The 23,849-nt window shown below is 69.7% G+C and carries 25 protein-coding genes; 8 read left to right on the plus strand and 17 right to left on the minus strand.

Features of this window, described 5'->3' with window-relative positions; translation table 11 throughout:
- Position 1 precedes the first annotated feature (1 nt).
- The 3 genes from araB to mca are packed head-to-tail and all read right to left on the minus strand — an operon-like array spanning position 2 to position 2,912.
- A complete protein-coding gene (araB, locus tag BKA15_RS08495) occupies positions 2–1,684 on the minus strand; it encodes a ribulokinase (RefSeq protein ID WP_179749807.1) in 1,683 nt (560 codons plus the stop codon).
- Positions 1,685–1,725: 41 nt separating this feature from the next.
- Positions 1,726–1,944, minus strand: coding sequence for a hypothetical protein (locus BKA15_RS08500; RefSeq protein ID WP_179749809.1), 219 nt, complete (start codon positions 1,942–1,944; stop codon positions 1,726–1,728).
- Positions 1,941–2,912: a mycothiol conjugate amidase Mca gene (gene mca / locus BKA15_RS08505; RefSeq protein WP_179749811.1), complete on the minus strand. Its 972-nt coding sequence runs from the start codon at positions 2,910–2,912 to the stop codon at positions 1,941–1,943. Before mca ends, BKA15_RS08500 begins: the two co-directional genes overlap by 4 nt.
- A gap of 95 nt (positions 2,913–3,007) precedes the next feature.
- Here mca and BKA15_RS08510 point away from each other — a divergent pair, with 95 nt between their 5' ends.
- Together BKA15_RS08510 and greA are read left to right on the plus strand one after the other, a co-directional pair.
- Positions 3,008–3,427 carry a DUF4307 domain-containing protein gene (locus BKA15_RS08510; RefSeq protein WP_179749813.1) on the plus strand — a complete coding sequence of 140 codons (420 nt, stop codon included), beginning with the start codon at positions 3,008–3,010 and terminating at the stop codon, positions 3,425–3,427.
- Positions 3,428–3,468: 41 nt separating this feature from the next.
- A complete protein-coding gene (gene greA, locus BKA15_RS08515; protein WP_179749815.1) occupies positions 3,469–3,978 on the plus strand; it encodes a transcription elongation factor GreA in 510 nt (169 codons plus the stop codon).
- 56 nt (positions 3,979–4,034) lie between these two features.
- Here greA and BKA15_RS08520 read toward each other — a convergent pair whose 3' ends face one another.
- Both BKA15_RS08520 and BKA15_RS08525 read right to left on the minus strand, forming a co-directional pair.
- A complete protein-coding gene (locus BKA15_RS08520; RefSeq protein WP_179749817.1) occupies positions 4,035–4,457 on the minus strand; it encodes a DUF2089 domain-containing protein in 423 nt (140 codons plus the stop codon).
- Positions 4,457–5,431, minus strand: a complete 975-nt coding sequence (locus BKA15_RS08525; RefSeq protein ID WP_218871137.1) for a hypothetical protein — start codon at positions 5,429–5,431, stop codon at positions 4,457–4,459. Before BKA15_RS08525 ends, BKA15_RS08520 begins: the two co-directional genes overlap by 1 nt.
- Positions 5,432–5,621: 190 nt before the next feature.
- Between BKA15_RS08525 and BKA15_RS08530 the strand changes: the two genes are divergently transcribed.
- Positions 5,622–6,896 carry a L,D-transpeptidase gene (locus tag BKA15_RS08530; RefSeq protein ID WP_179749819.1) on the plus strand — a complete coding sequence of 425 codons (1,275 nt, stop codon included), beginning with the start codon at positions 5,622–5,624 and terminating at the stop codon, positions 6,894–6,896.
- A gap of 3 nt (positions 6,897–6,899) precedes the next feature.
- Here the strand turns inward: BKA15_RS08530 and BKA15_RS08535 are convergent, their stop codons facing one another.
- A complete protein-coding gene (locus tag BKA15_RS08535; protein WP_179749821.1) occupies positions 6,900–8,258 on the minus strand; it encodes an AI-2E family transporter in 1,359 nt (452 codons plus the stop codon).
- A gap of 145 nt (positions 8,259–8,403) precedes the next feature.
- Between BKA15_RS08535 and BKA15_RS08540 the strand changes: the two genes are divergently transcribed.
- On the plus strand, positions 8,404–9,117 hold the full coding sequence (locus tag BKA15_RS08540; protein ID WP_376766828.1) for a uracil-DNA glycosylase: 714 nt from the start codon (positions 8,404–8,406) through the stop codon (positions 9,115–9,117).
- Between the two features lie 9 nt (positions 9,118–9,126).
- On the opposite strand, the gene BKA15_RS08545 is transcribed toward BKA15_RS08540, so the two are convergent.
- The 4 genes from BKA15_RS08545 to BKA15_RS08560 form a co-directional block, all read right to left on the minus strand.
- On the minus strand, positions 9,127–9,759 hold the full coding sequence (locus BKA15_RS08545; RefSeq protein WP_179749826.1) for a response regulator: 633 nt from the start codon (positions 9,757–9,759) through the stop codon (positions 9,127–9,129).
- Complete coding sequence (locus tag BKA15_RS08550) at positions 9,756–10,997, minus strand: sensor histidine kinase (RefSeq protein ID WP_179749828.1); 1,242 nt, start codon at positions 10,995–10,997, stop codon at positions 9,756–9,758. Before BKA15_RS08550 ends, BKA15_RS08545 begins: the two co-directional genes overlap by 4 nt.
- 5 nt (positions 10,998–11,002) lie before the next feature.
- The gene (locus BKA15_RS08555; protein ID WP_179749830.1) at positions 11,003–12,163 is read right to left on the minus strand and encodes a DUF418 domain-containing protein; all 1,161 of its coding nucleotides are present in this window, start codon (positions 12,161–12,163) and stop codon (positions 11,003–11,005) included.
- A 155-nt stretch (positions 12,164–12,318) separates the two neighbouring features.
- Positions 12,319–13,500 (minus strand): cystathionine gamma-synthase, encoded by a 1,182-nt coding sequence (locus BKA15_RS08560; protein WP_179749832.1) that lies wholly within the window; start codon positions 13,498–13,500, stop codon positions 12,319–12,321.
- A 92-nt stretch (positions 13,501–13,592) separates the two neighbouring features.
- Here BKA15_RS08560 and msrA point away from each other — a divergent pair, with 92 nt between their 5' ends.
- Positions 13,593–14,231: a peptide-methionine (S)-S-oxide reductase MsrA gene (msrA, locus tag BKA15_RS08565; RefSeq protein ID WP_179749834.1), complete on the plus strand. Its 639-nt coding sequence runs from the start codon at positions 13,593–13,595 to the stop codon at positions 14,229–14,231.
- Between the two features lie 15 nt (positions 14,232–14,246).
- Here the strand turns inward: msrA and BKA15_RS08570 are convergent, their stop codons facing one another.
- The 3 genes from BKA15_RS08570 to BKA15_RS08580 all read right to left on the minus strand — a co-directional run bounded on the left by BKA15_RS08570 (position 14,247) and on the right by BKA15_RS08580 (position 17,484).
- The gene (locus BKA15_RS08570) at positions 14,247–15,158 is read right to left on the minus strand and encodes an aminoglycoside phosphotransferase family protein (protein ID WP_179749836.1); all 912 of its coding nucleotides are present in this window, start codon (positions 15,156–15,158) and stop codon (positions 14,247–14,249) included.
- A gap of 4 nt (positions 15,159–15,162) precedes the next feature.
- Positions 15,163–16,608: an HNH endonuclease signature motif containing protein gene (locus BKA15_RS08575; protein ID WP_179749838.1), complete on the minus strand. Its 1,446-nt coding sequence runs from the start codon at positions 16,606–16,608 to the stop codon at positions 15,163–15,165.
- 84 nt (positions 16,609–16,692) lie between these two features.
- The gene (locus BKA15_RS08580) at positions 16,693–17,484 is read right to left on the minus strand and encodes an AAC(3) family N-acetyltransferase (protein ID WP_179749840.1); all 792 of its coding nucleotides are present in this window, start codon (positions 17,482–17,484) and stop codon (positions 16,693–16,695) included.
- An 85-nt stretch (positions 17,485–17,569) separates the two neighbouring features.
- Here BKA15_RS08580 and BKA15_RS08585 point away from each other — a divergent pair, with 85 nt between their 5' ends.
- Positions 17,570–18,397: a protein kinase family protein gene (locus BKA15_RS08585; protein ID WP_179749841.1), complete on the plus strand. Its 828-nt coding sequence runs from the start codon at positions 17,570–17,572 to the stop codon at positions 18,395–18,397.
- An 11-nt stretch (positions 18,398–18,408) separates the two neighbouring features.
- Here the strand turns inward: BKA15_RS08585 and BKA15_RS08590 are convergent, their stop codons facing one another.
- A complete protein-coding gene (locus BKA15_RS08590) occupies positions 18,409–18,633 on the minus strand; it encodes a hypothetical protein (RefSeq protein WP_179749843.1) in 225 nt (74 codons plus the stop codon).
- Positions 18,634–18,734: 101 nt separating this feature from the next.
- Between BKA15_RS08590 and BKA15_RS08595 the strand changes: the two genes are divergently transcribed.
- Both BKA15_RS08595 and BKA15_RS08600 read left to right on the plus strand, forming a co-directional pair.
- On the plus strand, positions 18,735–19,145 hold the full coding sequence (locus BKA15_RS08595) for a hypothetical protein (RefSeq protein ID WP_179749845.1): 411 nt from the start codon (positions 18,735–18,737) through the stop codon (positions 19,143–19,145).
- 103 nt (positions 19,146–19,248) lie between these two features.
- Entirely contained in the window at positions 19,249–19,938 is a 690-nt protein-coding gene (locus tag BKA15_RS08600; RefSeq protein ID WP_179749847.1) for a response regulator, read from the plus strand.
- Between the two features lie 6 nt (positions 19,939–19,944).
- Here BKA15_RS08600 and BKA15_RS08605 read toward each other — a convergent pair whose 3' ends face one another.
- The 3 genes from BKA15_RS08605 to BKA15_RS08615 all read right to left on the minus strand — a co-directional run bounded on the left by BKA15_RS08605 (position 19,945) and on the right by BKA15_RS08615 (position 23,669).
- A complete protein-coding gene (locus tag BKA15_RS08605; protein WP_218871139.1) occupies positions 19,945–21,612 on the minus strand; it encodes a sensor histidine kinase in 1,668 nt (555 codons plus the stop codon).
- Between the two features lie 99 nt (positions 21,613–21,711).
- Positions 21,712–22,371 carry a PIG-L family deacetylase gene (locus BKA15_RS08610; RefSeq protein WP_179749851.1) on the minus strand — a complete coding sequence of 220 codons (660 nt, stop codon included), beginning with the start codon at positions 22,369–22,371 and terminating at the stop codon, positions 21,712–21,714.
- Between the two features lie 89 nt (positions 22,372–22,460).
- Positions 22,461–23,669, minus strand: coding sequence for an enolase C-terminal domain-like protein (locus tag BKA15_RS08615; RefSeq protein WP_246322718.1), 1,209 nt, complete (start codon positions 23,667–23,669; stop codon positions 22,461–22,463).
- Positions 23,670–23,849 lie beyond the last annotated feature (180 nt).

The raw sequence follows: 23,849 nt of genomic DNA on the forward strand, positions 1-23,849 counted from the left end.
ATCAGTTCCCGTTCCGGCGTGCGGCGGCGTCCCGGCGCAGCTCGCGCAGCCGATGCATGACGTCGTTCTCGCCGCGGCCGAAGTAGTCGTGCAGCAGCGTGTACTCCTGGTAGAGCTTGGCGTAGATCTCGACGTTCTCCGGGATCGGCTTGAACTTCGCCTTCTCCGACCGACCCATCTGCTCGGCCGCGGCGGCGACGTCCGGATAGGCACCGGCGGCCACTGCGGCGTGGATCGCCGAGCCGAGCGCCGGCGCCTGGTCGGAGGTGACCACAGTGATCGGCATGTCCAGGATGTCGGCGTAGATCTGCATCAGCAAAGGATTCTTGACCAGTCCGCCGGCCGCGACGAACTCCTTCACCGGCACGCCGGCGTTGTTGAACGCGTCCACGATGGTGCGGGCGCCGAACGCGGTCGCCTCGATCAGGGCCCGGTAGATCTCCTCCGGCTTCGTCGCCAGCGTCTGCCCGACGATCACGCCGGAGAGATCATGATCAACGAGCACCGAGCGGTTGCCGCTGTGCCAGTCCAGCGCGATCAGGCCGTGCTCACCGACGCCCTGCTCGGCCGCCTTCGCGGTGAGGACCTCGTGCACGCTGACGCCCTGCTTCTCGGCCTCCGCGGTGTAGGAGGCGGGCACGCCGTTGCGGACGTACCAGGCGAAGATGTCGCCGACGCCGGACTGGCCGGCCTCGTAGCCGTACAGGCCCTTCGTCACGCCGCCCTCGACGACGCCGCACATGCCGGGCACCTCGCGCAGCTCGTCGGAGTTCATGATGTGGCAGGTCGAGGTGCCCATGATCGCGACCATCTGGCCGGGCGCGATCGCCTGCCCGGCCGGGTTGGTCACGTGCGCGTCGACGTTGCCGGCCGAGACCGCGATGCCCTCCGGCAGCCCGGTCCACTCCGCGGCCTGCGCCGACAGCCCGCCGGCGTTCTCGCCGAGCTGGATGATCGGCCAGTCGACCTTGGTCTCCACGAAGTCGGCGAAGTCCGGGTTGAGCGCGGCCAGGTAGTCCTTCGACGGGTACGCGTCGTCCTGCCGGATCCCCTTGTAGCCCGCGGTGCAGGCGTTCCGGGTGTATTTCCCGGTCAGCTGCCAGACGATCCAGTCCGCACCCTCGACCCAGTGCTCGATCGCGGCGTAGACCTCGGGATCCTCCTCGAGCACCTGCAGGCCCTTGGCGAACTCCCATTCCGAGGAGATCAGGCCGCCGTAGCGGGCCAGCCACGGCTCACCGCGCTCGGCCGCGACCTGGTTGATCCGGTCCGCCTGGCCCTGCGCCGCGTGATGCCGCCACAGCTTCACGTACGCGTGCTTGCGGTCGGCGAACTGGGGCAGCTCGTTCAGCGGGGTGCCGTCGTCGGTGGTCGGCACCATCGTGCAGGCGGTGAAGTCGGTGCCGATGCCGATCACCTGGGACGGGTCGATCCCGGCCGCCTCGATCGCCGCCGGCACCGCGTTCCGGAGCACCTCGCGGTAGTCCTCCGGCACCTGCAGGGCCCATTCGGGCGGCAGCTTCTCCCCGGTCGTCGGCAGGGTGTCGTCGACGACCCCGTGCGGGTACTCGTGCACCGCCGAGCCGAGTTCGGCGCCGTCCGAGACGCGGACCACCAGGGCCCGGCCGGACAGGGTGCCGAAGTCGATGCCGATCGTGTACGTCTGCGCGGGGTCAACCGTCATCTGGAGCGCTCCTCACCGAGTTGATCTTGCTGCGGCAACCGTCAGGTGGCCTTGTGGTTCTCGTCTTTCAGCTGATCATCCGTCTGATGATCATCGGCCGAGGATTGATCATCATCAGCCGGTCGCGGGACTTTGATCTTGCGCATCTGGCGCATCATGCTGACGAACAGGAAGACCATGATCGCGGCCAGCACGATCACGATGATCAACGCCGTCCAACCGGGCTTGACCAGGTTCGGGTCCAGCTCCAAGAAGATCATGCCGATACCCTCGTTTCCTGCCGGCCGCTGCCGTTGCCGGCCGCGGGATCCACGGCGATGCCGGCGAACAGGTCGTCCTCCGGCACGGTCGAGCTCACCCGGCTGCGGGCCAGTTCGAAGTCCTCGGTCGGCCAGGCCGCCTGGTGCAGCTCCAGCGGCACGCTGAACCAGTGGCCGAGCGGATCGATCTGCGTCGCGTGGGCGAGCAGCGCCTGATCCCGTACCGCGAAGTAGTCGGCGCACGGCACCCGGGTGGTCACCCGCGCCTGGTGCTCCGGGTCCGGCTTCCACTCGGCCAGCCGTTCCGCGTACGGCGACTCCAGGCCGCGGTCGCGCATCGCCTGGTCCAGCGCGACGATCCGGTCCCGGTGGAAGGTGAACTGGTAGTAGAGCTTCAGCGGGGTCCACGGCTCGCCCGCGTCCGGGTACGCCTCCGGGTCGCCGGCCGCCTCGTACGCGGCGACGCTGATCTCGTGGCACTTGATGTGATCCGGGTGCGGGTAGCCGCCGTTCTCGTCGTACGTGGTGATCACGTGCGGCCGGAACTCGCGGATCAGCCGGACCAGCGGCTCGGCGGCCTCGGCCGGCGGCACCAGGGCGAAGCAGCCCTCGGGCAACGGCGGCAGCGGATCGCCCTCCGGCAGCCCGGAATCGACGAAGCCGAGCCAGACCTGGCGGATGCCGAGGATCTCCCGGGCCCGGTCCATCTCCTGCCGGCGGATCTCGGCCAGGTTCTCCAGCACGTCCGGCCGGTCCATCGCCGGGTTGAGGATCGATCCGCGCTCGCCGCCGGTACAGGTCGCGACCACCACCTCGACGCCTTCGGCGACGTAGCGGGCCGTGCTCGCGGCCCCCTTGCTCGACTCGTCGTCGGGGTGGGCGTGGACGTGCAACAGCCGCAGTGGCTCGCCGGCCGCGTCCACGCGGACCGGCCGGCCCGCCGCGGCTCCAGGAGCGAGATCAGTCATGCGCACATGCTGCCACTTGCGGCGAGCCGGGTGCGGATCGGGCCCGCCAGTCGGGCCGGGCCCCGAGCCCGTACCGGGTGCTGGATACTGGCGCCATGCCCGAGCCGGTGCCGAGCCTCGACGACGCCGCGGAGCGGATCCGAAACCGCTACCCGCGGTCACGGGTGCCCCGGCAGCTGGTCGTCGCCCTGGTCGGGCTCGGTGCCCTGGTCGGCCTCGGCTGGCTGATCTGGGTCGCCACGGTCCACGCCCAGCCGGCGGTCAGCGGGCAGCTGGCCGGCTACCGGGTGGTCAGCGACACCGAGACCGAGCTGACGCTGACGGTGCAACGGGAGGACCCGTCGGTTCCGGTGACCTGCCTGGCCATCGCGCAGGCGATCGACTTCGAGCGGGTCGGCGAGGTGCAGGTCGCGGTGCCGCCGAGCGAGCACCAGCTGGTCGACCTCACCGTCACGATCAAGACGCTGCGCCGGGCGAGCTCGGCCTCCGTGGACGGTTGCCGTCTTCAAGGCTGACTTCAGGGCTGAACTCCGCCACTGCTTGCTAGTCTTGTCCGATGTCTGAGAACACGGAACAGGTGATCTGGCTGACCCCGGAGGCCCGCGACAAGCTGGCCCAGGAGCTGGAATACCTGAAGGGCGAAGGTCGCCAGGAGGTCTCGGCGCGGATCGCCGCCGCGCGCGAGGAAGGCGACCTGAAGGAGAACGGCGGGTATCACGCCGCCCGCGAGGAGCAGGGCCAGCAGGAGCTCCGCATCCGCCAGTTGGAGGACATGCTGCGCAAGGCCGAGGTCGGCGAGGCACCGGCCGGCGACGGGACCGTCGGGCCCGGCAGCAAGGTGACCATCGCCTTCGACGGCGACGAGTCGGATACCGACACGTTCCTGCTCGGCTCCCGCGAACTGCTCGGCCTCGAGGACAGCGCCGACCTCAACGTCTACAGCCCGCAGTCGCCGCTCGGCTCCGCGATCCTCGGCAAGCAGAAGGGCGACGAGGCGAGCTACCAGACCCCGAACGGGAAGTCGGTCAACGTCACCATCGTCGCCGTCGAGCCGTACGTCGGCTGATCCTGCACACCACGACGTTCCCTGCGCCCTCGCGGCTCAGGGAACGTTGTGGTTTGTCAGGGAAGGTCGGCGATCAGCCGCGCGGCCTCGTCGGGAGTGAGGGCGCCGCTGGCCACCTCGGCGAGCACCTGGTCGCGGGTCAGGGTCTCGGTGGACTCCGGCTCGCCGGTCAGGCCGAGCTTGCGGAGCAGGTCGGCGTAGCGCAGCCGGGCGGTCGGGTACGAGACACCGAGGAACCGCTCGACCTCGCGGAGGTTGCCGCGGGAGGACAGGAAGACCCGGAGCAGCTCGATCTCGGCGTCGTTCAGCGCGCAGAACTCGCACTGCTGGAAGATGCCGGCCAGCTCGGTCCCGCAGGAGCCGCAGCCGAGCCGGGTCACCGCCAATTGATCACCGCAGACCGGACAGGCGTCCGGCGCGCGGTGATCGTGGGCCCGGCTCCCCGGAGTCCGGGCCTGCGACCGGGTCCGCTCCGCCATCAGTCCTTCGTCCAGGTGTCGCCGTCCGAGCCGACCCGGATCATCGCGTGGCCCATCACGACCTCGATGTCCAGCTTGGCGCTGCCGTTGCCCATGACGACCTCGTCGCCCGGGCCGGAGTGCCCGCCGGTCCAGCTCACCTTGCCCAGCTGAGCGTCGCCCTTCACGGTCACGTTCGACTCGTCGGACAGGTGCAACACCAGCGAGCCGGACTCGGCCCGGACCCGGGACCGGCCGGTCGTGATGGCGCCCTTGATGGTCGCCTGGCCGGCCTGGATCAGCGCGTCGTTGATCTCGGCGACGTCGAGCAGCTTGGCGCCGCCGGCGGTGACCCGGATCTTGCCCAGGTGCGGCACCCGCTCGGTGTTCAGGCTGCCGGCGGTCACCTCGACGTCGACGATCAGGTTCGGGTTGACCCGCAGGAAGAGCTCCTTGCCGAGGCCGAGGGAGCGGATGTCGTCGAGGTTGCGCGGCGCCCGCAGGATCGAGAACCCGTCCAGGGACGAGCCCATCTCGCCGTCGCTGGACACCTCGAGCACGGACCCGTTGCGGCGCAGCACGTGCGGGCCGTCGGCCGACACGGTGGCCACCGAGGTCTCGCCGATGATCCGGACCCGGCGCCCGATCGCGCGGACCGAGAGCCGCTCGACGCCCTGGGTGTTGACCGGCTTGGACCGCTTCGGCGGCTCCGGCTCCTCCGCCTCATCGGCCTTCGCCTCTGCGGCGTTGGCCTCCGCGGATCCGACCCGTTCCTTGGTGTACGAGGCGTACTGCGGCCGGTCGGTCGCGGCCGCCCAGGCACCTTCCTCGGTCGGCGAGGCGCCCGACCGCGCGGCCAGTTCCTCGTTGGTGGGCTCGGCGGCGGGGGCGGCCGGCGTGGTCTTCAGCGCGTCGATCCGGCGGGCGGCCTCGGCGGCGTCGATCCGCCCGGCGGCCAGTTCCTCCAGGATCTCGGTGATCTCGGGTGAAGTCATGCCAAAAATCTAAAGCCGGACTTTCCAGAATGGAAGGTTGAGCCTAGGGGAATCAGGGTTGGTTCCGGGTTCGCCACCGAGACGTCACGGTTTGGTTGCCGACCCGCGTCACCCTGCGGCGGTGGTTGAACCGGATGAGAGGCTGGACGAGCGCGGGCGGGTCCGCGCGTTGTCAAGGGGGAACTTTTCGATGTTCACGCGTGCAATGACCGGAGTCCGCTGGTTGGCGGTCGCTCTGCTGGCCGGCCTCGTCGCGGCCTGCGGGACCGTACCGCCGGCGTCCACCGGGCCGGACTCGTCCAACCGGCCGCCTGGGTCGGAGGCGCCGACGTCACCCGGGGCGAAGCCGTCCGACCAGGAGCCGCCGGAGTCCGACGCACCGGGCGGACCGGTCGAGCTGAACGCGAACGTCGAGGACGATGCCGACGGCGTCAACGTCGACACGGTCATCAAGGCGACGGCGAAGTACGGCACGCTGTCCACGGTCACCCTGGAACACGGCGGCACCGGCTCGCCGAAGATGGACGTCCCGAAGGTGACCGGCACCCTGAACGGCGAGAAGACCACCTGGACCGCGGGCTCCGGGCTGGATCCCGCGGCGACGTACACGTTGAAGATCACCGGCGCGAATGCGGCCGGCGAGGAGAAGACCGAGACGATCACGTTCACCACCAAGGCGGTGGCCAAGTCGAAGCAGACGTTCGTCAACATCTACCCGAAGGACGGCCACCGGGTCGGCGTCGGGATGCCGGCAGTGCTCACCTTCGACGTGCCGGTGAAGGACAAGGCGGCGTTCGAGAAGCAGTTGAAGGTGACCTCGGTGCCTGCCCAGGAGGGCAGCTGGAACTGGTTCTCCGACCAGGAGGTCCACTACCGGCCGAAGACGTACTGGAAGCCAGGCACCAAGATCACCGTCACCGCCAACCTGAACGGGATCAACGCCGGCAACGGCATCTACGGCCAGAACTCCTCCTCCAAGACCTACTCGGTCGGCCGCTCGGTGATCACCAAGGTCGACCTGAAGGCCAAGCAGGCGGTCATCGAGATCGACGGTAAGAAGGCCAAGACCATTCCGATCAGCGCGGGCAAGAAGGGCTTCATCACCCGGAGCGGCGCGAAGGTGATCATGGAGAAGCTGGACAGGACCCGGATGGCGTCGGAGACCGTCGGCATCAGCGAGAACTCCAGCGAGGGCTACAACATGATGGTCAAGTTCGCGATGCGGATCACCCAGTCCGGCGAGTTCATCCACGCCGCCCCGTGGAACGCCGGCAACATGGGCAAGGTGAACGCCAGCCACGGCTGCACCGGGATGGCGACCGACGACGCCTACTGGCTGTTCCAGCGCGCCGACGTCGGCTCGCCGGTGATCACCACCGGCAGCGACCGGGAGACCGAGTGGGGCAACGGGTGGACCGACTGGGACGTCTCCTGGGAGAAGTACCAGCAGGGTTCGGCGCTCTGATTTCTAGCGCTTGACCACGGCCGGGGCGGACTCGCTGCCGGCGGCCAGCGAGGAGATGTACGTCTTCGCGAACGCCAGCAGCGGTACGGCGAGCAGGGCGCCGACGATCCCGCCGAGGATGACACCGATCGCGATCGCGAGCAGCACCGCCAGCGGGTGCAGCGCGACGGCCCGGCCGAGCAGGAACGGCTGCAGTACGTGGCTCTCCACCTGCATCACGACGATGATCCCGATCAGCATGATCAACGCCTGGATCGGCCCGACGGCGACCAGTGCGACCGCCACCGCGACGAATCCGGAGACCAGCGCACCGACGAGCGGGATGAACGCGGCCAGGAAGACCAGCGCGGCCAGCGGGATGGCCAGCGGCACCCGCAGGATCAGCGCGATGATCAACACGCCGATCGCGTCGACGAACGCGACGGCGATGGTCGCCCGGACGTAGGAGACCAGTGAGTTCCAACCGTTCCGGGCCGCCGCATCCGCCCTCGGCCGGGCGGCCCGCGGGACGAACCTGAGCAGCGCGGTGAACACGCCGCGGCCGTCGTACAGGAAGTAGAAGAGGGCGAACAGGCAGATCGCGAAGCCGGCCAGGAAGTGCCCGACGCCGGAGCCGACGCCGGCGGCGTAGCCGGGCAGGATGGCGGCGAGGTCGATCGTCTGGATCCAGGCCAGCACCTGGTTGCCGTAGTCGGCCAGCTGCCGGCTGTCGATGTTCAGCGGCGGCCCGGCCACCCAGGTGAGCAACTGCTGGTAGCCCTGGATCGCCGAGGTCGCCAGCTCGCCGGCCTGCCGGACGATCTGCTGCACGATGAACGTCAGCACGCCGGCCAGCAGGGCGAGCCCGCCGACGACGGAGATCGCGGCCGCCAGGGCCCGCGGGACGCGCCACTTCCGCAGCCGGGAGGCGACCGGGGACAACAGCGCGGTGAGCAGCGTGGCGATCGCCAGCGGGATGGTCACCTCGGAGAGGAACTGGAACAGGAAGGCGAGCCCGAGCACCAGCGCCGCCACCAGCAGCACCCGCCAGGCCCAGCCGGCGGCGATCTTCAGCCCGTGCGGGACGCCGTCGGGCGGCAGCGGCACGACCGGAGGCTCCACGACCGGGGCCTCCTCCAGCTGGGTCTCGGCAGCCGGTGCCTGCTCCACCGGGGGCTTCCCGACCGGGGTGCCCGCAGTGGGAGGCATGAAGTCCACCACCTGATCACCGTCAGGTCGCTGATCTTGATCGGCCGCCGATGCCGGATCGGCCCGTCGCGGATGATCTTCGCCGGACTCCGGGGCGGGCTCGTCGCCGGACGCGCGCTTGCCCGGAGGATCGATCGGTTCTGCCCCAGACCGCACTCGTTTGCCTGTCACCATGCCACCCTCCACCGCCGGCCCCCGCAGTCGTACCCCCGCCCCAGGGGTAGTCCCACCGTAGCGGAGCCGGCGATTCGGTCCTAGTACGGTAGCGGCGGGCGACGCGGCACTCGTACCGCAGCGACGCCGTACTGATCATGACCCGATCACGAGGGAGAAGGAGGGCGCCGTGCCGGCACGACCGCTGTCCGACCTGATCGCCGCCGACTGGGCCGCGGCGCTGGCCCCGGTGGAGCCCGACATCGCGGCGATGGGCACGTTCCTGCGGGAGGAGTTGGCGGCCGGCCGCGGCTATCTGCCGGCCGGTGATCACGTGCTGCGCGCGTTCACCCGGCCGCTCGCCGACGTCCGGGTGCTGATCGTCGGCCAGGATCCGTACCCGACGCCGGGACATCCGGTGGGACTGTGCTTCTCGGTCGCGCCGGAGGTCCGGCCGTTGCCGAAGAGCTTGATCAACATCTATACCGAACTGCGCGACGACCTCGGCATCGAGCCGGCCGAGACCGGCGACCTGACGCCGTGGTTCGAGCAGGGCGTGCTGCTGCTGAACCGGGTGCTGACCGTGCAGCCGGGGCGGTCCGCCTCGCACCGGGGCAAGGGCTGGGAGCGAGTCACCCAGGTCGCGATCGAGGCGCTGGTCGCCCGCGGCGGCCCGCTGGTGGCGATCCTGTGGGGACGCGACGCGCAGTCGCTGATCCCGATGCTGGGCTCGGTGCCCTACATCGCGAGTGCCCACCCGTCGCCGTTGTCGGCGCGCAGCGGGTTCTTCGGTTCGCGCCCGTTCAGCCGCGCCAACGAACTGCTGGTCGCGGCCGGCGGGGCTCCGGTCGACTGGACGGTGGCCCGGGTGCCGGTCTGATTCCGGCGCTCAGGGTTCGAGCGGCAGCAGGCCGAGCCGGTAGCCGGCGGCGACGGCGGAGGCCCGGTCGGGCACCTCGAGCTTCGCGTACAGCCGGACCAGGTAGGTCTTGACCGTGGTCTCCGAGATCCGCAGCCGGCGGGCGATCTCGCCGTTGGTCCGGCCCTCCGCGACGGCGGCCAGGATCTGCAGTTCGCGGCCACTCAGCCGGGGGGCTTCGGGAGCGGTGCGGAGACCGTGGACCAGCGTCGTCGCCGTCGCCGGCGAGAGCACGGAGGTGCCCGCTGAGGTGTTTCGCAGTGCCTCGAACAGGCCGGCTCGCGGCGTGTCCTTGAGCAGATAGCTGGTGGCCCCGGCCGCCAGTGCCGCGGTCACCTCGGCGGAGCCCCCGAAGGCGGTCAGGACCATGATCGGCAACTCCGGGTGCCGCTGCCGGATCGCCTTGATCAACTCCAATCCGCCGCCGCCGGGCATCTGCAGGTCGGTCACCACCAGGTCGACCGGCTGCGCGTCGATCATGACCAGCGCCTCGGCGCTGTGGCCGGCCTCGGCGGCGACGGTCAGGTCCGGTTGCGTCTCGATCAGCGCGCGCAGTCCCTCCCGGACCACGACGTGATCATCGACGAGCAGAACGGTGATCATCCGGCCGCTCCCGTACCGCCGATGGGGAGGGTGACCGCGACGACGGTGCCGGCGCCGGGCGTCGACTCGACCGCCAGCGTGCCGCCGACCTCGGCGACCCGGTCCCGCATCGACCGGAGCCCGAACCCGGTGCTCTCACCGACCCGGAAGCCGGCGCCGTCGTCGTTCACGTCGATCACGATCACGTCGTCCAGGTACGCGAGCGAGACGTCGACCCGGGTCGCCCCGGCATGCCGGGCGACGTTCGCCAGCGCCTCCCCGACCACCCGGACGGCCGCCTCGGCGACGGGCGGCGACGGGGTCGTCTCGGTCCCGGTGACGGTGAGCTCGACCGGGATCCGGTGGAACCGCCGCCAGGACGCCACCACGGTACGGATCGCGTCGGCCAGTTCACGGTCGTCGAGGGCCGGCGGCCGCAGCGCGTCGACGGCCCGGCGGGCGTCCACCAGGCCGTCCCGGGACACCTGCAGTGCCGCCCGGACCGGTGCCGCCGCAGCGTGCCCGGGCTCCAGCAACTCCGAGGCGGCCTCCAACTGTGCCCCGATCGCGATCAGGTGCTGCAGCTGCGTGTCGTGGAGGGCACGAGCCATCCTGGCCCGTTCCCGGGTGACGCCGGCCTGCTCGGCGACCTTGATCAACTCGGTGTCCAGCCGGCGCTTCTCCTCGGTCAGCCGGACCAGGTCGGCGTGGGCCCGGCTCAGCTCGGCGTGCGCCGCCCGGCGGCGGACCGCCTCCCGTTCCACCCAGCGGATCGCCGCGCCGATCCCGGCCGCCAGCAGGCCGCCGATCGCGACCTGGACGACGAGGCCCGGATCGAACCGCAGCCCGCCGACGATCACCAGCGTGCAGGCCACGGTCGCCGCCACGCCCGGGTAGGCCCAGCCGCCGGGCAGCGCGACGAACGTCAGCGCGAAGCAGCAGACCATGATCAACAGTCCGGCCGGGTGCAGCGACGCGAACGTCGTGGCGAGGCCGAGGAAGCCGACGAAGTAGACCGCCATCGGGACGAACTTCCGTTCCGGCCAGTGCGGGTGCAGCGACACGAACCAGAAGTGCCAGCCGAGCGCGGCGACCGCGACGCCGACCAGCAGGACCGGCGGAGCCGATCCGCCGGTGGTCAGGGCCAGCAGCGTCGCGACCGGGACGAGCGGGTACGGGATCAGGGACCAGGCCAGGTCCCAGCGCCGTTGGAACGCGTCGAACCGGGCCTCCGGGTCGACGTCGGCGGCGGTCCGCATGGGGCTCAGTGTGACACCCCGGCACCGGCACGCGGTGCCGCGTCGCGATACAGCAGGCGCCGGACCGCCCACTCCGCCGGACCCGCTCGGCCGGCCCGGGCCAGCCGGTCCGCGGCGACCACTCCGGCCAGCCAGACGCCGAGCGCAAGGCCGACGGCCGCGGCGGTGCCGAGGTGGTCGGCCAGGCCGAGCCCGCGGTGCGACACCAGCAGGACGAACAGCACCGACTGACCCAGATAGAGCGACAGCGAGCGCCGGCCGGCCGCCGTGATCGCGCCGACCACGACCCTGGACGCGCGATTCCGGAGCCGGTGCACGGCCAGGGCGAGCAGGCCGAACGCGGCGGCGTAACCGAGACCGCCGGCCACGCCGGTCAGCGCGTGCACCGTCGCGAGCACGTAGCCCGCCGGCTGGTCGAGGGCAATCCAACCGGCCACAGCCAGCCCGCTCGGCAGGCCGCCGGCCACGGCCAGCGCGATGCCGGCCACGGCGACCCGGCGCAGCAGCAGCCGGTGCCGATCCGGCTCCTCGAGGATCCGCAGCCGGGCCGCCACCACACCGGTCAGCGCCGCCGACAGCACCGGCAGCAGCGCCATCGGGGTCATCAGCCATTCCCCCGCCCGCAGCAGGTACGAACTCGGCTCGTGGCCGAGCTCGAAGGACCAGAGGAACGCGCGCCCGTCGGAGACGTCGGTCGACCCGTAGATCAGCCCGGCCACGGTCGCCGCCGGCAGCAGCCAGGCCGCGGCGATGATCATCAGGCCAGTGTTGCCGACCCGGCGCAGCACGACGATGATCAGGCCGACGACGCCGTACCAGCCGAGGATGTCACCCGGGAACAGCAGGATGGCGTGCCCGGCTCCGATCGCGATCAAGATCAACGAGCGGCGGCGGGCCAGGCGGCCCGACTCGTCCCCACGGCGGGCGGCGAACTGGACGAGCCCGTACCCGAAAAGGAAGGCGAACAAGGGAAAGCCGCGGCCGTCGACGAACGTGACCACGAGCGTCGACGCGATCCGGTCGACGGCGTCGGACTCGATGACGTGGCCGCGATAGCCGTACGGCCGGCCGGTCAGGTAGATCATGATGTTGGCGACCGCGATCAGGCCGAGCATCAGGCCGCGGGCGAGGTCGGGCGCCAGAATCCGTTCGCTGGAGTTGATCATGTCGACAACGCTAGGAACGCGGCAGCCCGCCCGGAATCGTTCGTTCGAGGAGCCGTTGTCGTCCGATCGGACGACAGTCAAGTCCGCAGCGCCGACCGGCGGACCACTCTGTCCACCGATCGGACGTCACCCTCCCGCAACCGTCTTGCGGAACGCTACCGTCCGGACCCCGCTTCGCGCAGCGCCTGATCCAGATCTTCGAGCAAATCGTTAACATCCTCGATGCCGACGCTCAGCCGGACCAGGTCCGCCGGCACCTCGAGCGCCGTACCGGCGACCGAGGCGTGCGTCATCCGGCCCGGATGCTCGATCAGGGACTCGACACCACCGAGCGACTCGCCGAGCGTGAACACCGTGGTGCGAGCGCAGAGATCGACCGCGGCCTGCTCCCCCGCCGCGACCCGGAAGCTCACCATCCCGCCGAACCGGCGCATCTGCCGGGCCGCCAGCTCGTGCCCGGGATGGTCGGGCAGTCCCGGGTAGATGGTCTCGGCGACGGCCGGATGCCCGGTCAGGAACTCGGCGACGGCCTGCGCGTTGTCGCTGTGCTGCTCCATCCGGACGGCCAGAGTCTTCAGCCCACGGAGGACCAGCCAGGCGTCGAACGGCCCGGCCACCGCACCCATCGCGTTCTGGTGGAACCGGACCTTGTCGGCCAGCACGTCGTCGTCGACGACGATCGCACCGCCGACGACGTCGGAGTGGCCGCCGCAGTACTTGGTGGTCGAGTGCAGGGCGACGTCGGCACCGAGGGCCAGCGGCTGCTGCAGGTACGGCGAGGCGAACGTGTTGTCGACCGCCGTCACGGCCCCGTGCCGCCGGGCCAGGCCGGCGAGCGCAGCGATGTCGGCGATCGCGAGCAGCGGGTTGGTCGGGGTCTCGATCCAGAGCAGCCTGGTCCGGCCGGGCTGGATCGCCCGTTCCACCGCCGCCAGGTCGGTCAGGTCGACCGGGGTCGCGGTCACGCCCCACTGGCTGTGCACCTTGTCGAACAGCCGGAACGTCCCGCCGTACGCGTCGTGCGGGATGACCAGATGATCGCCCGGCCGGCAGACCGACCGGATCAAGGTGTCCTCCGCGGCCAGCCCGCTGGCGAACGCGAAGCCGTGCCGGCCGCCCTCCAGCGCGGCCAGGCACTCCTCCAGCGCGGTCCGGGTCGGGTTGGCCGAGCGCGAGTACTCGTACCCGTTGCGGAGTCCGCCGACGCCGTCCTGGGCGTAGGTGGAGGTGGCGTAGATGGGCGGCACCACCGCGCCGGTGGTCGGGTCGGGTTCCTGCCCGGCATGGATCGCGCGAGTCGCGAAGCCGGGTGTCCCGGCGGGTCGGTCCGTCGTCACCTGGGCAGGCTATCGCTCGGAATAGCGGTCCTGGCGGAGGTGTTGGCGTCGGCGTATTCCTCGTACCTCGCTGTGAGAGGCAGACTGTGACCATGTTCCTGCGCCAGAAGAGCACCATGATCGACCAGGCCGCGGCCCTCCCCGGCCGGGACCGTACCGTGTTGGAGAACCCGACCTTCCACGAGATCTTCGGCATCCCGGTGCAGAGCACGCCGGCCGGCTCCGAGGTGGCGTACCTGGCGCTGGGGTGTTTCTGGGGCGCGGAGAAACTGTTCTGGCAGACCCCCGGCGTGACCAACACCGCCGCCGGCTACCAGGGCGGTTTCACCCCCAATCCGACGTACGAGGAGGTCTGCAGCGGCGGCACCGGTCACGCCGAGGTGGTCCGGGTCGCGTACGACCCGACCAAGATCAGCTACGCCGACCTGCTGAAGATCTTCTTCGAGAACCACGACCCGACCCAGGGCATGCGGCAGGGCAACGACGTCGGAACCCAGTACCGGTCCGCGATCTACACCGCGACGCCGGAGCAGGCGGAGGTCGCCGCCCGGGTGCTGGACGAGTTCCAGGGAGCGTTCGCCGCCGCGGGCTACGGCAAGATCACTACCGCTGTCGTACCGGCGGGCGAGTTCTACTTCGCGGAGGACTATCACCAGCAGTATCTGAGCGCAGGCAAGAATCCGAACGGCTACTGCCCCGTGCATGCCACCGGAGTCACCTGTAACCCTTGACCTGTCCTTAACTGGTCAGACAGTCAGCGCGTCACTGGGCCAGTCGAGGGTTGCCTGGACCCGGCCGGCCCAGGAAGGGTATTTCTCCGGCCGGGCCGAACGGAAGTGTTCGGCGGTCTCCAAGAGCCGACAGATGATCAACACCATGGCCCGCCGGTGCAGGTCGGCTTGATCGGTTTCGACGCCGACGGCCGCGAGGAATCCCGACCAGCTGCGGCGGAAGGCGGCCGGAGTATGGGCCCGTACGAGCCACGCCCACCAGGCGACGTCGAGCAGCGGATCGGCCAGCCGGACGTCCTCGAAGTCCAGCAGCCCGGTGACCCGGCCCTCGGTGATCAAGACGTTCTGCGGACCGTAGTCACCGTGGGCGATCACGACGGGCCGGCCCGTGAAGAGTGCAGGTAGGGCGGCGATGAGTTCGCGCACCTGGCCCGAGGAGCGGCGGCCGAGATGCGGCACCAGCGGGCCGAGCCAGGCATCGGCCGCCCTGCTGAGTTCGGTAGGTGTCGCCCACAGACCCGGCAGGGCGAACCCCGCGGGATCGAGCTGCTGCAGCGCTCTGAGGACTCGACCCATGTCGACGGCGACTTGGGGAAACACCACGCCGGAAAGATCATCACCGGCGGCGACATAGCCGACCTCACCCGGTAGCTCCTCGAACACGGCCCACGGCTCCGGCGCCTCCAGGTCCGCCGCGATCAGCGTGGGCACCGCGACGCCGAGCCGGACGCCCGGGGCGCCAAGCAGCCGCATCGCCTGACATCGGGCTGCTGCGCCGGCCCGGTCGGCGTACTGCTGCCAGACCGCACGCCGGCCATCGACCAGGGCCAGGTGGTGAGTGTGGTTCTTGCTGCCCCAGGCCGCCGGCTCGGCGCTCACCACCGGCGATCCCAGCAGTCGGCCGATCCGGGACCACCGCTCGCTCACCCGCTCACGCTACGGGCGAGGCCGGCCCGGGTCCATCGCCTTGCCGAACGAACGCGGGCAAGGGATGTTGTCGGATCCGGGCGAGGATCCGGTTGTTGATCAACGGTTTCTGGTCCCGATCGACATACTTGGGTGGAATCCATTCCGGTAGCCCGTCAAGGTTGATCCTGACTTCCCAACCACGGTTGAGGAAATTCCGATGGTGGTAGGCGCACAACAACGTCAGATTGCTGAGGATCGTGAGCCCGCCGTCGGCCCAGCGGATCACGTGATGCCTCTCGCACCACTCCGGAGCCCGGTCGCACCCCGGGAAGGAACAGCCACCGTCGCGGGCGTACAGCGCGATGGTCTGGTTCTTGGAGGCAAGGCGTCGGGTGTGGCCGAGGTCGATCGGGATCCCGTGATGGTTCAGCACCGTCGGGTAGATCTCCGCTTCGTCGGCGAGACGGAGGATCTCGGCGATCGACAACACGGTGCCGTCGCTGGCGGTGCCGTGACCACGCCGGGCACGGCGGGCGGCCGGCTCCGGGCACGCGGTCGCGGCTTCGGTGTGGGCGAGGAGGGTGTCGAGGTCGACCGTCACGAGGACCGAGGCCGGTAGGCCTCCGTGTTCGGGCACGTCACCGGTGCGCAGCATCCGGGCGAACACCTCATCGACCGCATCATGCAGCCGCTGGCCATGGTTGCGCAGGTCCACCGCCCCCACGCCGGCCGCGTTGTCCAGCCGCGGATGCGCCAACGGCTCCAGCACGGCCCGGACCTTCACCGCGGTCTCCGGGGTGAGCCGGAACTCCCCGATCACCGCGCCGGACGGGGTGGACCGCATCCGGAAGAAGCGACGGTCCTGGTTGAGCTGTTCGTCCGGCTCGGTGCCATCGGGATCGCACGCGTCGAGGTAGCGCTGCGCCAGATTCCGCAGCTCCTTCGGCCCGAACGTGGCGCAGTGCTCGACCAGTTCGGCCTCGATCACCTCGACCTCGACCGGGTCGACCTTCGCGGTCTCGAGCTGTTCCAGGGTCTGGTTCATGATCACGATCTGCTCACCGTTGATCGCCCCGACGGTCATCGCCTCACCGATCACCGGCCGCAGCCTGGGCAGCGGGAGCCCGGTCATCGAGGTCCGCGGCCCGACCGCCTCCGCGGCCCGCACGCGTCGCCCGGCTTCGGCAGGTCCGAGCAGGAACCGTCGTTCCAGGACTTTCGCCATGGACCGTTGGCATTCCCGTTCCGGCACCCCGGCATCGCGGCAGGCGGCGATCAGTTCGGCATCGACGGAGAGCAGCTGATTGCGGACCGTCTCGACCTGATCGAGCAGATCGACCAACCCCTCCGGGCCGTGATGATCAAGCCCGCCCTGCCGGACCGCCGCCACCAGTCCGGCCACCGACGTACGCAACTCCCGGACCGCAGCACCGACCGGTGTCGCGGCATCCAGGGTTGTCGTGGTCATGATCAGATTCTATTCGAACCGTTGTTCGAAGGCAAGCGAATCCCTTGTATTCAAGGGAATTCCGGTCACTCAGGTGGTCGCAATTCAGGGCCGGGCCTCGCGGTGAATGCTTGTCGGCGTCGGTGGTTCCACTCCAGCCATTCGATACGGCTGAGCGTTGCGGAGCTGCACCGACATCTCGATCACGGGACGCGCGTCGAAGAGAACCATTGGAGCGTTCCCGATCATGGTCCGGTCGAGGAGGCCTCGGCGCTCGGCCTCGTCCTCAAGAAGGTGACTGTTGTCGAACTCCGCTCCCGGACATCGTGCGTCATAGCCGATCCACCATGTGTCGTCGGGATAGTCGCGGAGGAGTTCAGGCGGCGGGACGAACAACCGACCGACGTCGGCGGGAGTACGGACCCGAGCATCCCCGACGTGCAGGCACGATGCACGATTGAACCGCACCCCGAGCAGGAGACATCGCCCACCCGCCTCGACGAATGGCGCAAGGCCGTGAGAGAACTCCGCCGCTCGAGCACCCCACGCTGAGTAGGAGTTGCGGACCACGCCGGGCCAGGTCCGGAACAGGTCAGCGATGAACCCTTGGAAGGTGGGCGTCTCCAGGTCGTCGGAGGGAAGAACCCGTACCTTCCACGTAAGACCCCGTTGCTTCTCGTCCTCGGTCAGAGGCACTGCCTTGGAGGCCTGGGCGGCCGGCATGACGACGGCGCCCGACGGGCCGACGCATCGCAGCACGGAGTTAATCACGGTCTCGGCGCCGCCGTCGACGGACCCGAAGCTTCTCAGGGAGCTGTGCACTTCGAGGTAGTCGCCCTCGCGGACTCCGAGTCGCCGGAATCCGTCAACGAGCTCTGCCTCCGTGACCATCGCCATGAGCTTGATCTTCCGCGCTGCGTGCGTGCTGCGCCATCCCCAAAGATCACTGCGCTGCCAGGTCGCGGCCGCGTAAGATCACCGGGTGTTCGCTCGCGAGATCGAGATCCAGCCGGTCGCCTACCTCGCGCGGCTCGGTTCGATCTTCGCCCGGTTCGACACGCAGGACTCCGGCAACATCTCGTACGGCGTCCGGATCGGCGACGCTCGCTACTTCGTCAAGACCGCCGGCGACCCGGCGAACCCGGACCCGTACCTGAACTTCGATGGTCGGGTCGCGTTGCTGCGCAATGCCGTCGACCTCGCGTGCTCTGTTGATCATCCGGCGCTGCCGACGCTGCATACGGTGATCGAATCGCCGGCCGGGCCGCTGCTGGTCTACGACTGGCGGGACGGCGACCTGTTGGGCGACCGGGGCGGGCCGGACAGTCCGCACGAACGGTTCCGGGCGCTGCCGGTGGCGGAGATTCTGGCGGCGCTCGACACGCTGTACGAGCTGCACGCCGACCTGGATGCCGAGGGCTGGGTCGAGGGTGACTTCTACGACAGCGCGATGCTGTATGACTTCGCCCGGCGCCGGCTCACGGTGATGGACCTCGACACCTACCGTCGCGGTCCGCACCGCAACGACATGGGACGCATGTTCGGCTCCACCCGGTTCATGGCGCCCGAACAGTTCTCGCTCGGCGCCCCGATCGACACCCGTACGACGGCGTACGTGATGGCCCGCACCGCCCTGGTCCTGCTCGCCGACACCACCCTGGACCGCTCCGCGTTCCGCGGCTCGGACCGCCACTACGCCGTTCTCCAGGAAGCCACCACCACCCGTTTCCCGAGCTACCCGGCCTTCCACGAGGCGTGGCTGGCAGCCTCCGTCACAGTCGACGACCTGACCCGGCAGCCGGGGCGATGATCAAGAACTGCTCAGGCCTCCGGCGGCGGGGTGTCGGTCCGCCGCTCGACGGTCTGCTTGGTCCGGGTCCGCATGGTCTGCTGGATGATGCCCAGCACCAGCACGACCAGGCCGCCGATCAGGAAGATCCAGCCGAGCACCGACTCGTCGATCGGCCACGATTCCGGGAAGTCGATGGCGTTGAACAGGAAGATGGCGCCGATGATGCCGAGAAGGACACCGAGTCCGATACCCATGGCGAGTCCCTTCGTGAGGTCCTGACTTCCTGTACCCGCCCCGTCCGGACCAGAAACCGCGCGGACGCTGCCACCGCTGTCAGGTTGGTCGTGACCGAAACATGACGCTGCCGCAGCTGGATGCGCACACCGCGACGATCGAGGCTCCCGGACCGGTCGTCTGGGAGGCCGTGTGCCGCTACGCGACCTCCCTTGCACGGGCCGACCTCGGACTGCTCGGCCGCGCGCTGGGCACGGTCCCGTCCTCCGGCTTCGCGCCGGACGGCAAGGTCGAGGTGACGGAGGTCGCGCTCGCCGGCCGGCACCGGTTCGCCCGCTACCGCCTCGTCTTCACCGTCACCGCCGGTGACCGGCCCGGCGCCACGACCGTGACCATCGCGTCCTACGCCGGCTTCGCCGGACTCCGCGGCCGGGTCTACCGGGCGCTGCTGATCGGCACCGGGGGTCACCTGCTGGCCGTACGGCGCATGCTCGAAAGCATCAGGCGGGACAGCGGAGCCCGGCGCCGGTGATCTTGGTCGGATCACCACCGGCGCCCGTAGCAGGGTCCGTCCGACCCGGGCCAGGGTCTTTCGACCGGACCACCCGTTGCGGCGGCTGTGCTTTGCTGGGGCGATGGATGGTTCCGGCGAGATCACCGTCGTGCTGGTGGACGACCACGAGGTGGTCCGGCGCGGCGTACGTGCCCTGCTCACCGAAGACCCGCGGATCCGGGTCATCGGCGAGGCCGAATCGGCCGAGCAGGCGGTGGCCCGGATCCTGGCGCTGCGGCCGCGGGTCGCGGTGCTGGACGTACGGCTGCCGGACGGCGACGGGGTCTCCGTGTGCCGCGAGGTACGGTCCCGCAACCCGGAGACCGCCTGCCTGATGCTCACCTCGTTCGCCGACGACGACGCCCTGTTCGACGCCGTGATGGCGGGCGCGGCCGGCTACGTGCTGAAACAGGTCCGGGGCACCGACCTGGTCGGCGCGGTCAAGGCACTGGCGGCGGGCCAGTCGCTGCTCGACCCGGAGAGTACGGCGAGGATGCTCGAGCAACTGCGGCGGCGGACCGAGGAGGACCCGGACCCGACCCGGGTCCTGACGCCGCAGGAGCGCAAGATCCTCGAGCTGATCGGTGAGGGGCTGACCAATCGCCAGATCGGCGAGCGCCTCTATCTGGCCGAGAAGACGGTCAAGAACTACGTGTCGAACCTACTGGCCAAGCTGGACCTGCGCCGGCGCACCCAGGCGGCCGCGCTCGCCGCGACGCTGAAGGCAGGTCAGCGCCGCTCTGGGTATCGCGATCGCGGCGACGACGGTTGAGCCGCTTCACCGCACCGGAACCCGCCAGACCACCAGGGTGCCGCCGTCGTCACTCGGCCCGACCTCGAAGAAGCCGCCCCGGCGAGCCGCGCGACGCTCAAGATTCGCCAGCCCGCTGCGCCGCTCCGCGTCGCCAAGACCGACGCCGTTGTCGACCACCCGTACCTCCAACAGGCCGTCGTCGGACAGATCGATCGCGACGTCCGCCTGGGTCGCGTTCGCATGCCGGCCCACGTTGGACAGGGCTTCGGTGAGGACCGCGCAGAGGTCGTCGGCGACCGGATCGGGCAGGTTCGTGTCGAGCAGCCCCGACGTCCGGACGGCGGGCTGGAAGCCCAGCTGGGCGCCCGCTTGGTCGACGAGCCTGGTGATCCGTACCCGCGGCCTGGTCGCCACCACGCCGTCGTTCGCCTGCAGCGCGAAGATCGTCGAGCGGATCTGCCGGATGGTGTCGTCCAGGTTGTCCACGGCGGACTGGATTCGTTCCGCGACCTGAGGCTTCGCGGTCAGCCGACCGGCGCTGACCAGCTGGATCGCGACCCCGTACAGCCGCTGGATCACGACGTCGTGGAGATCGCGGCCGATCCGTTCCCGGTCGTCGATGAGGCCGTACCGCTCGGCCTCGCGGCGCGCGTCCGCGAGCTCCATGACGACGCCGACCTGCTGCCCGAACGAACCGAGCATGCGCATCGAGTCGGCCGAGAACGGCACTCCTCCGGTACGGCGAGCGACGGCGAGGATGCCCTGCGAGGTGGGCCCGAGCGGCAGCAGCAGCGTCGGACCGGGAAGCTCGACGTCGAACGTCACCGCCACCTGCTCCAGGTCGGTCAACAGGACCGGCTCCTGGGTCAGCAGCACCTGGCTGGACACCGAGCCCTCGGCCGAGAACTCCCGACCGGCCAACCCGGGCATCCCGTCGGCGACGTCGACCCGCAGCCGGTCGTCCTCGGCCTGGATGATCCAGGCCGCGGCGGCGCCGGTCATCTCCCGAGCCCGGGCGACCACGGTGCCGAACGCCTGCCGCCGGTCGGCGCCGGAGAGCAGGATCCGGGTCACCTCGGCGATCGCGTCGAGCCACACCTCGCGAGCCTTGGTCTCCTGGTAGAGCCGGGCGTTCTTGATCGCGATCCCGGCCACCGACGCCAGCGCCTGGACGATCGTCTCGTCCTGCTCGTCGAACTCGAGACCGCCCGATTTCTCTGTCAGATAAAGATTTCCGAAGCACTCGTCGCGGATCAGGATCGGCACACCGAGGAACCGTCGCATCGGTGGATGCCCCGGCGGGAAGCCGTACGACTCCGGATGGGACGACAGGTCCGCCACCCGCAGCACCTGCGGGTTCTTGATCAACAACCCGAGCAGTCCGCGCCCGTGCGGCAGCTCCGGAATACCGGCGACCTCGTCGTCGGTCATCCCGGTCGGCAGGAACTCGGCGAGCTCGCCCTCTTCCCCGATCACGCCCAGCGCGGCGTAGCGGCAGTCGGCCAGGGTTCGGGCCGCCTCGACGATCCGCTGCAGCACGGTCTCCAGGTCGAGTTCGGCTCCGATCGTCACGACCGCGTCGAGCAGCGCATGGACGCCGTCGCGGGCGGCGAGAACCGCGGTCAGCCGACTCTGCAGTTCGTTGAGCAGCTGATCCAGCGGAAGGGTGGGGAGAACATGCCGACGGTCCACCCGATCCCTCCCCATACCCGTACTCACTCAGCGGGTATCGCCATCATGAGTCAGGGAGTTGAGTTCTGCAAGGGACTTCACAAAGTGCGGTCCCGATGTTCAGGTACGGGAGCCCAGCTGTTCGGTCGGGCGAGGAGCGACGGCCGGGGCCGACCCCTCCCGAGTCAGGTACTCCCGTTCCGGCCAGGGCCGCGACACGCGGCCGAGAACCTCCGGGATTCCTTGGAAACGGAGCATCGCGGACCGCTGGCGGGTGCGCGAGACGAGGACCTCCAGGGTCGGCTCGCCGACCCGCACGCGGTCCGGGGCGACGGCGGCCCAGCAATACAGCGGGACGCCGATCAGCCGGCCCAGCTGCACGGCCGCGCGGTAGGTGGTGAGCCGGCCCCGCGCCGTCCGGGCGCGGCGGTCGCTCGGGTCCGCGACCAGGATCGCGTCGGGGCGGACCAGGTTGATCAACAACTCCCGGACCAGGGCCGGGACGTCGAGCCGCGGCACATCGGTGATCCGGTGGTCCAGCAACACCACCTCGTCCACGCCGAGGCGATCCGCCGAGGCCGCGATCCGATGGCTCCGATCGAGTTGCGATTCGACGTCGCCGTCGACGGAACGCCCGTCGGACAACAGGACCGCACGTACGGCTGATTCGTGCTCGACGAAGGAGCCCACGATCGCTCCAAGTGCGTCGAGCAGATCCTCCGGTCCGGCGGCGACGGTCAACAGATTCGGAATCCTCGGCGGCACGGCGGTCTCGATCATGCCTCCACCATCTCCCAGTGACCCGGCTCGCCGTCAGGAGCGAAGGTCGGCGGCCGGGGGGACCTTCGGCCCTGCTGTCGGTTCCCGGGTCAGGGTCGCACCGCGGTGCCGTCGGCCTTGCGGTCGGTTCCGTACGGCTGGTGGTAGCCGGCCGGGTCGGTCCCGAGCAGCGCGGCCGCCTTCCCTTCGTCCAGGTCGACACCGAGACCGGGCGCGGTGGATGGATAGAGATAGCCGTTCTCGACGACGGGAGCGCCCGGGAACGCCTCCAGTTCCTCGGGCCGGAAATTGTTCTCCTCCTGGATCCCGAAATTCCAGCAGGCCAGATCTACCTGTGCGGCGGCGGCGAAATTCAGCGGATCGTTGTCGCCACCTTCTTGCCAGGCGGTACGGACGCCGAATGCCTCGGCCAGGTGCGCGATCTTGGTCGCCGCCGTGATCCCGCCGATCTTGGAGATCCGGGTCCGAATGAAGTCGATCAAGCGTTCGGTGATCAACGGACGCCACTCCAGCGGGTGCGTGAACAACTCCCCCACCGCCTGAGGCGTCGTCGACGATTGGCGCAGATTGCGATACCAGTCGACATGCTCCGGCGGCAGGATGTCCTCGACGAAGAACAGCCCGTACGGTTCGAGCGAGCGGGCGAGCAGCACCGCATTCTGCGGCGACAGATGCGAATGCACGTCGTGGGTGAACTTGATCTCCGGACCGAATCGCTCCCGGAGCGCCGCGAACATGGCCGGCGTCGACGCGAGATAGGCCTCCTCGTCGAACGGCCGGCTCTGCCACGGGTCGCGCGGCAGGTGTGCCGCGGGCCCGCTCACGAACCCACCGCCGCCGTATGGCCCCAGCTGGCAGCGAATCACCGGCCAGCCGGTGTCCACGTAGCGTTCGACGTCCTCGATCAACTCCGGCACGGTGGCACCGGAGGCGTGGGCATAGCAAGGCACCGCAGAACGCGCCTTGCCGCCCAGCAGTTGATGGATCGGGAGTCCCGCCTCCTTACCCTTGATGTCCCACAGGGCAACGTCGATCGCGGCCAGCGCCGTGTTGCTGACGGACCCGTTTCGCCAGTAGCCGGCCGGGTAGAGAGTCTGCCAGATGTCCGCGATGTCGGCGACCTCCCGCCCGATCAGCATCGGACCGTACAGTTGCTCGATCACCGCGACCACCGCGGCGGGATTGTAGCGATCACTCGCCGATCCGAGACCGTACAGGCCCGGCTGGTCGGTTTCGATCTTGAGAATCGTCCAGCTTCCGTCATGTCTGGTCCGCAGACAGCGGACCTTCGTCACCATCGTCACAGCCGGATTGTCTCAGCCATCACTCAAGATCATCTACGGAAGATGATCATGAACCTCCGTGGGACCGGACGACAGCTCAGCGAAATTCTCACAAAATCAGCTGAACCCCCTAGCCAGGGATTCCAAATCACGATAACTGTAATAACACGACGCCACCCGGCGCTCGTGATACGA

Source organism: Microlunatus parietis, assembly GCF_013407955.1.
GTDB lineage: Bacteria > Actinomycetota > Actinomycetes > Propionibacteriales > Propionibacteriaceae > Microlunatus > Microlunatus parietis.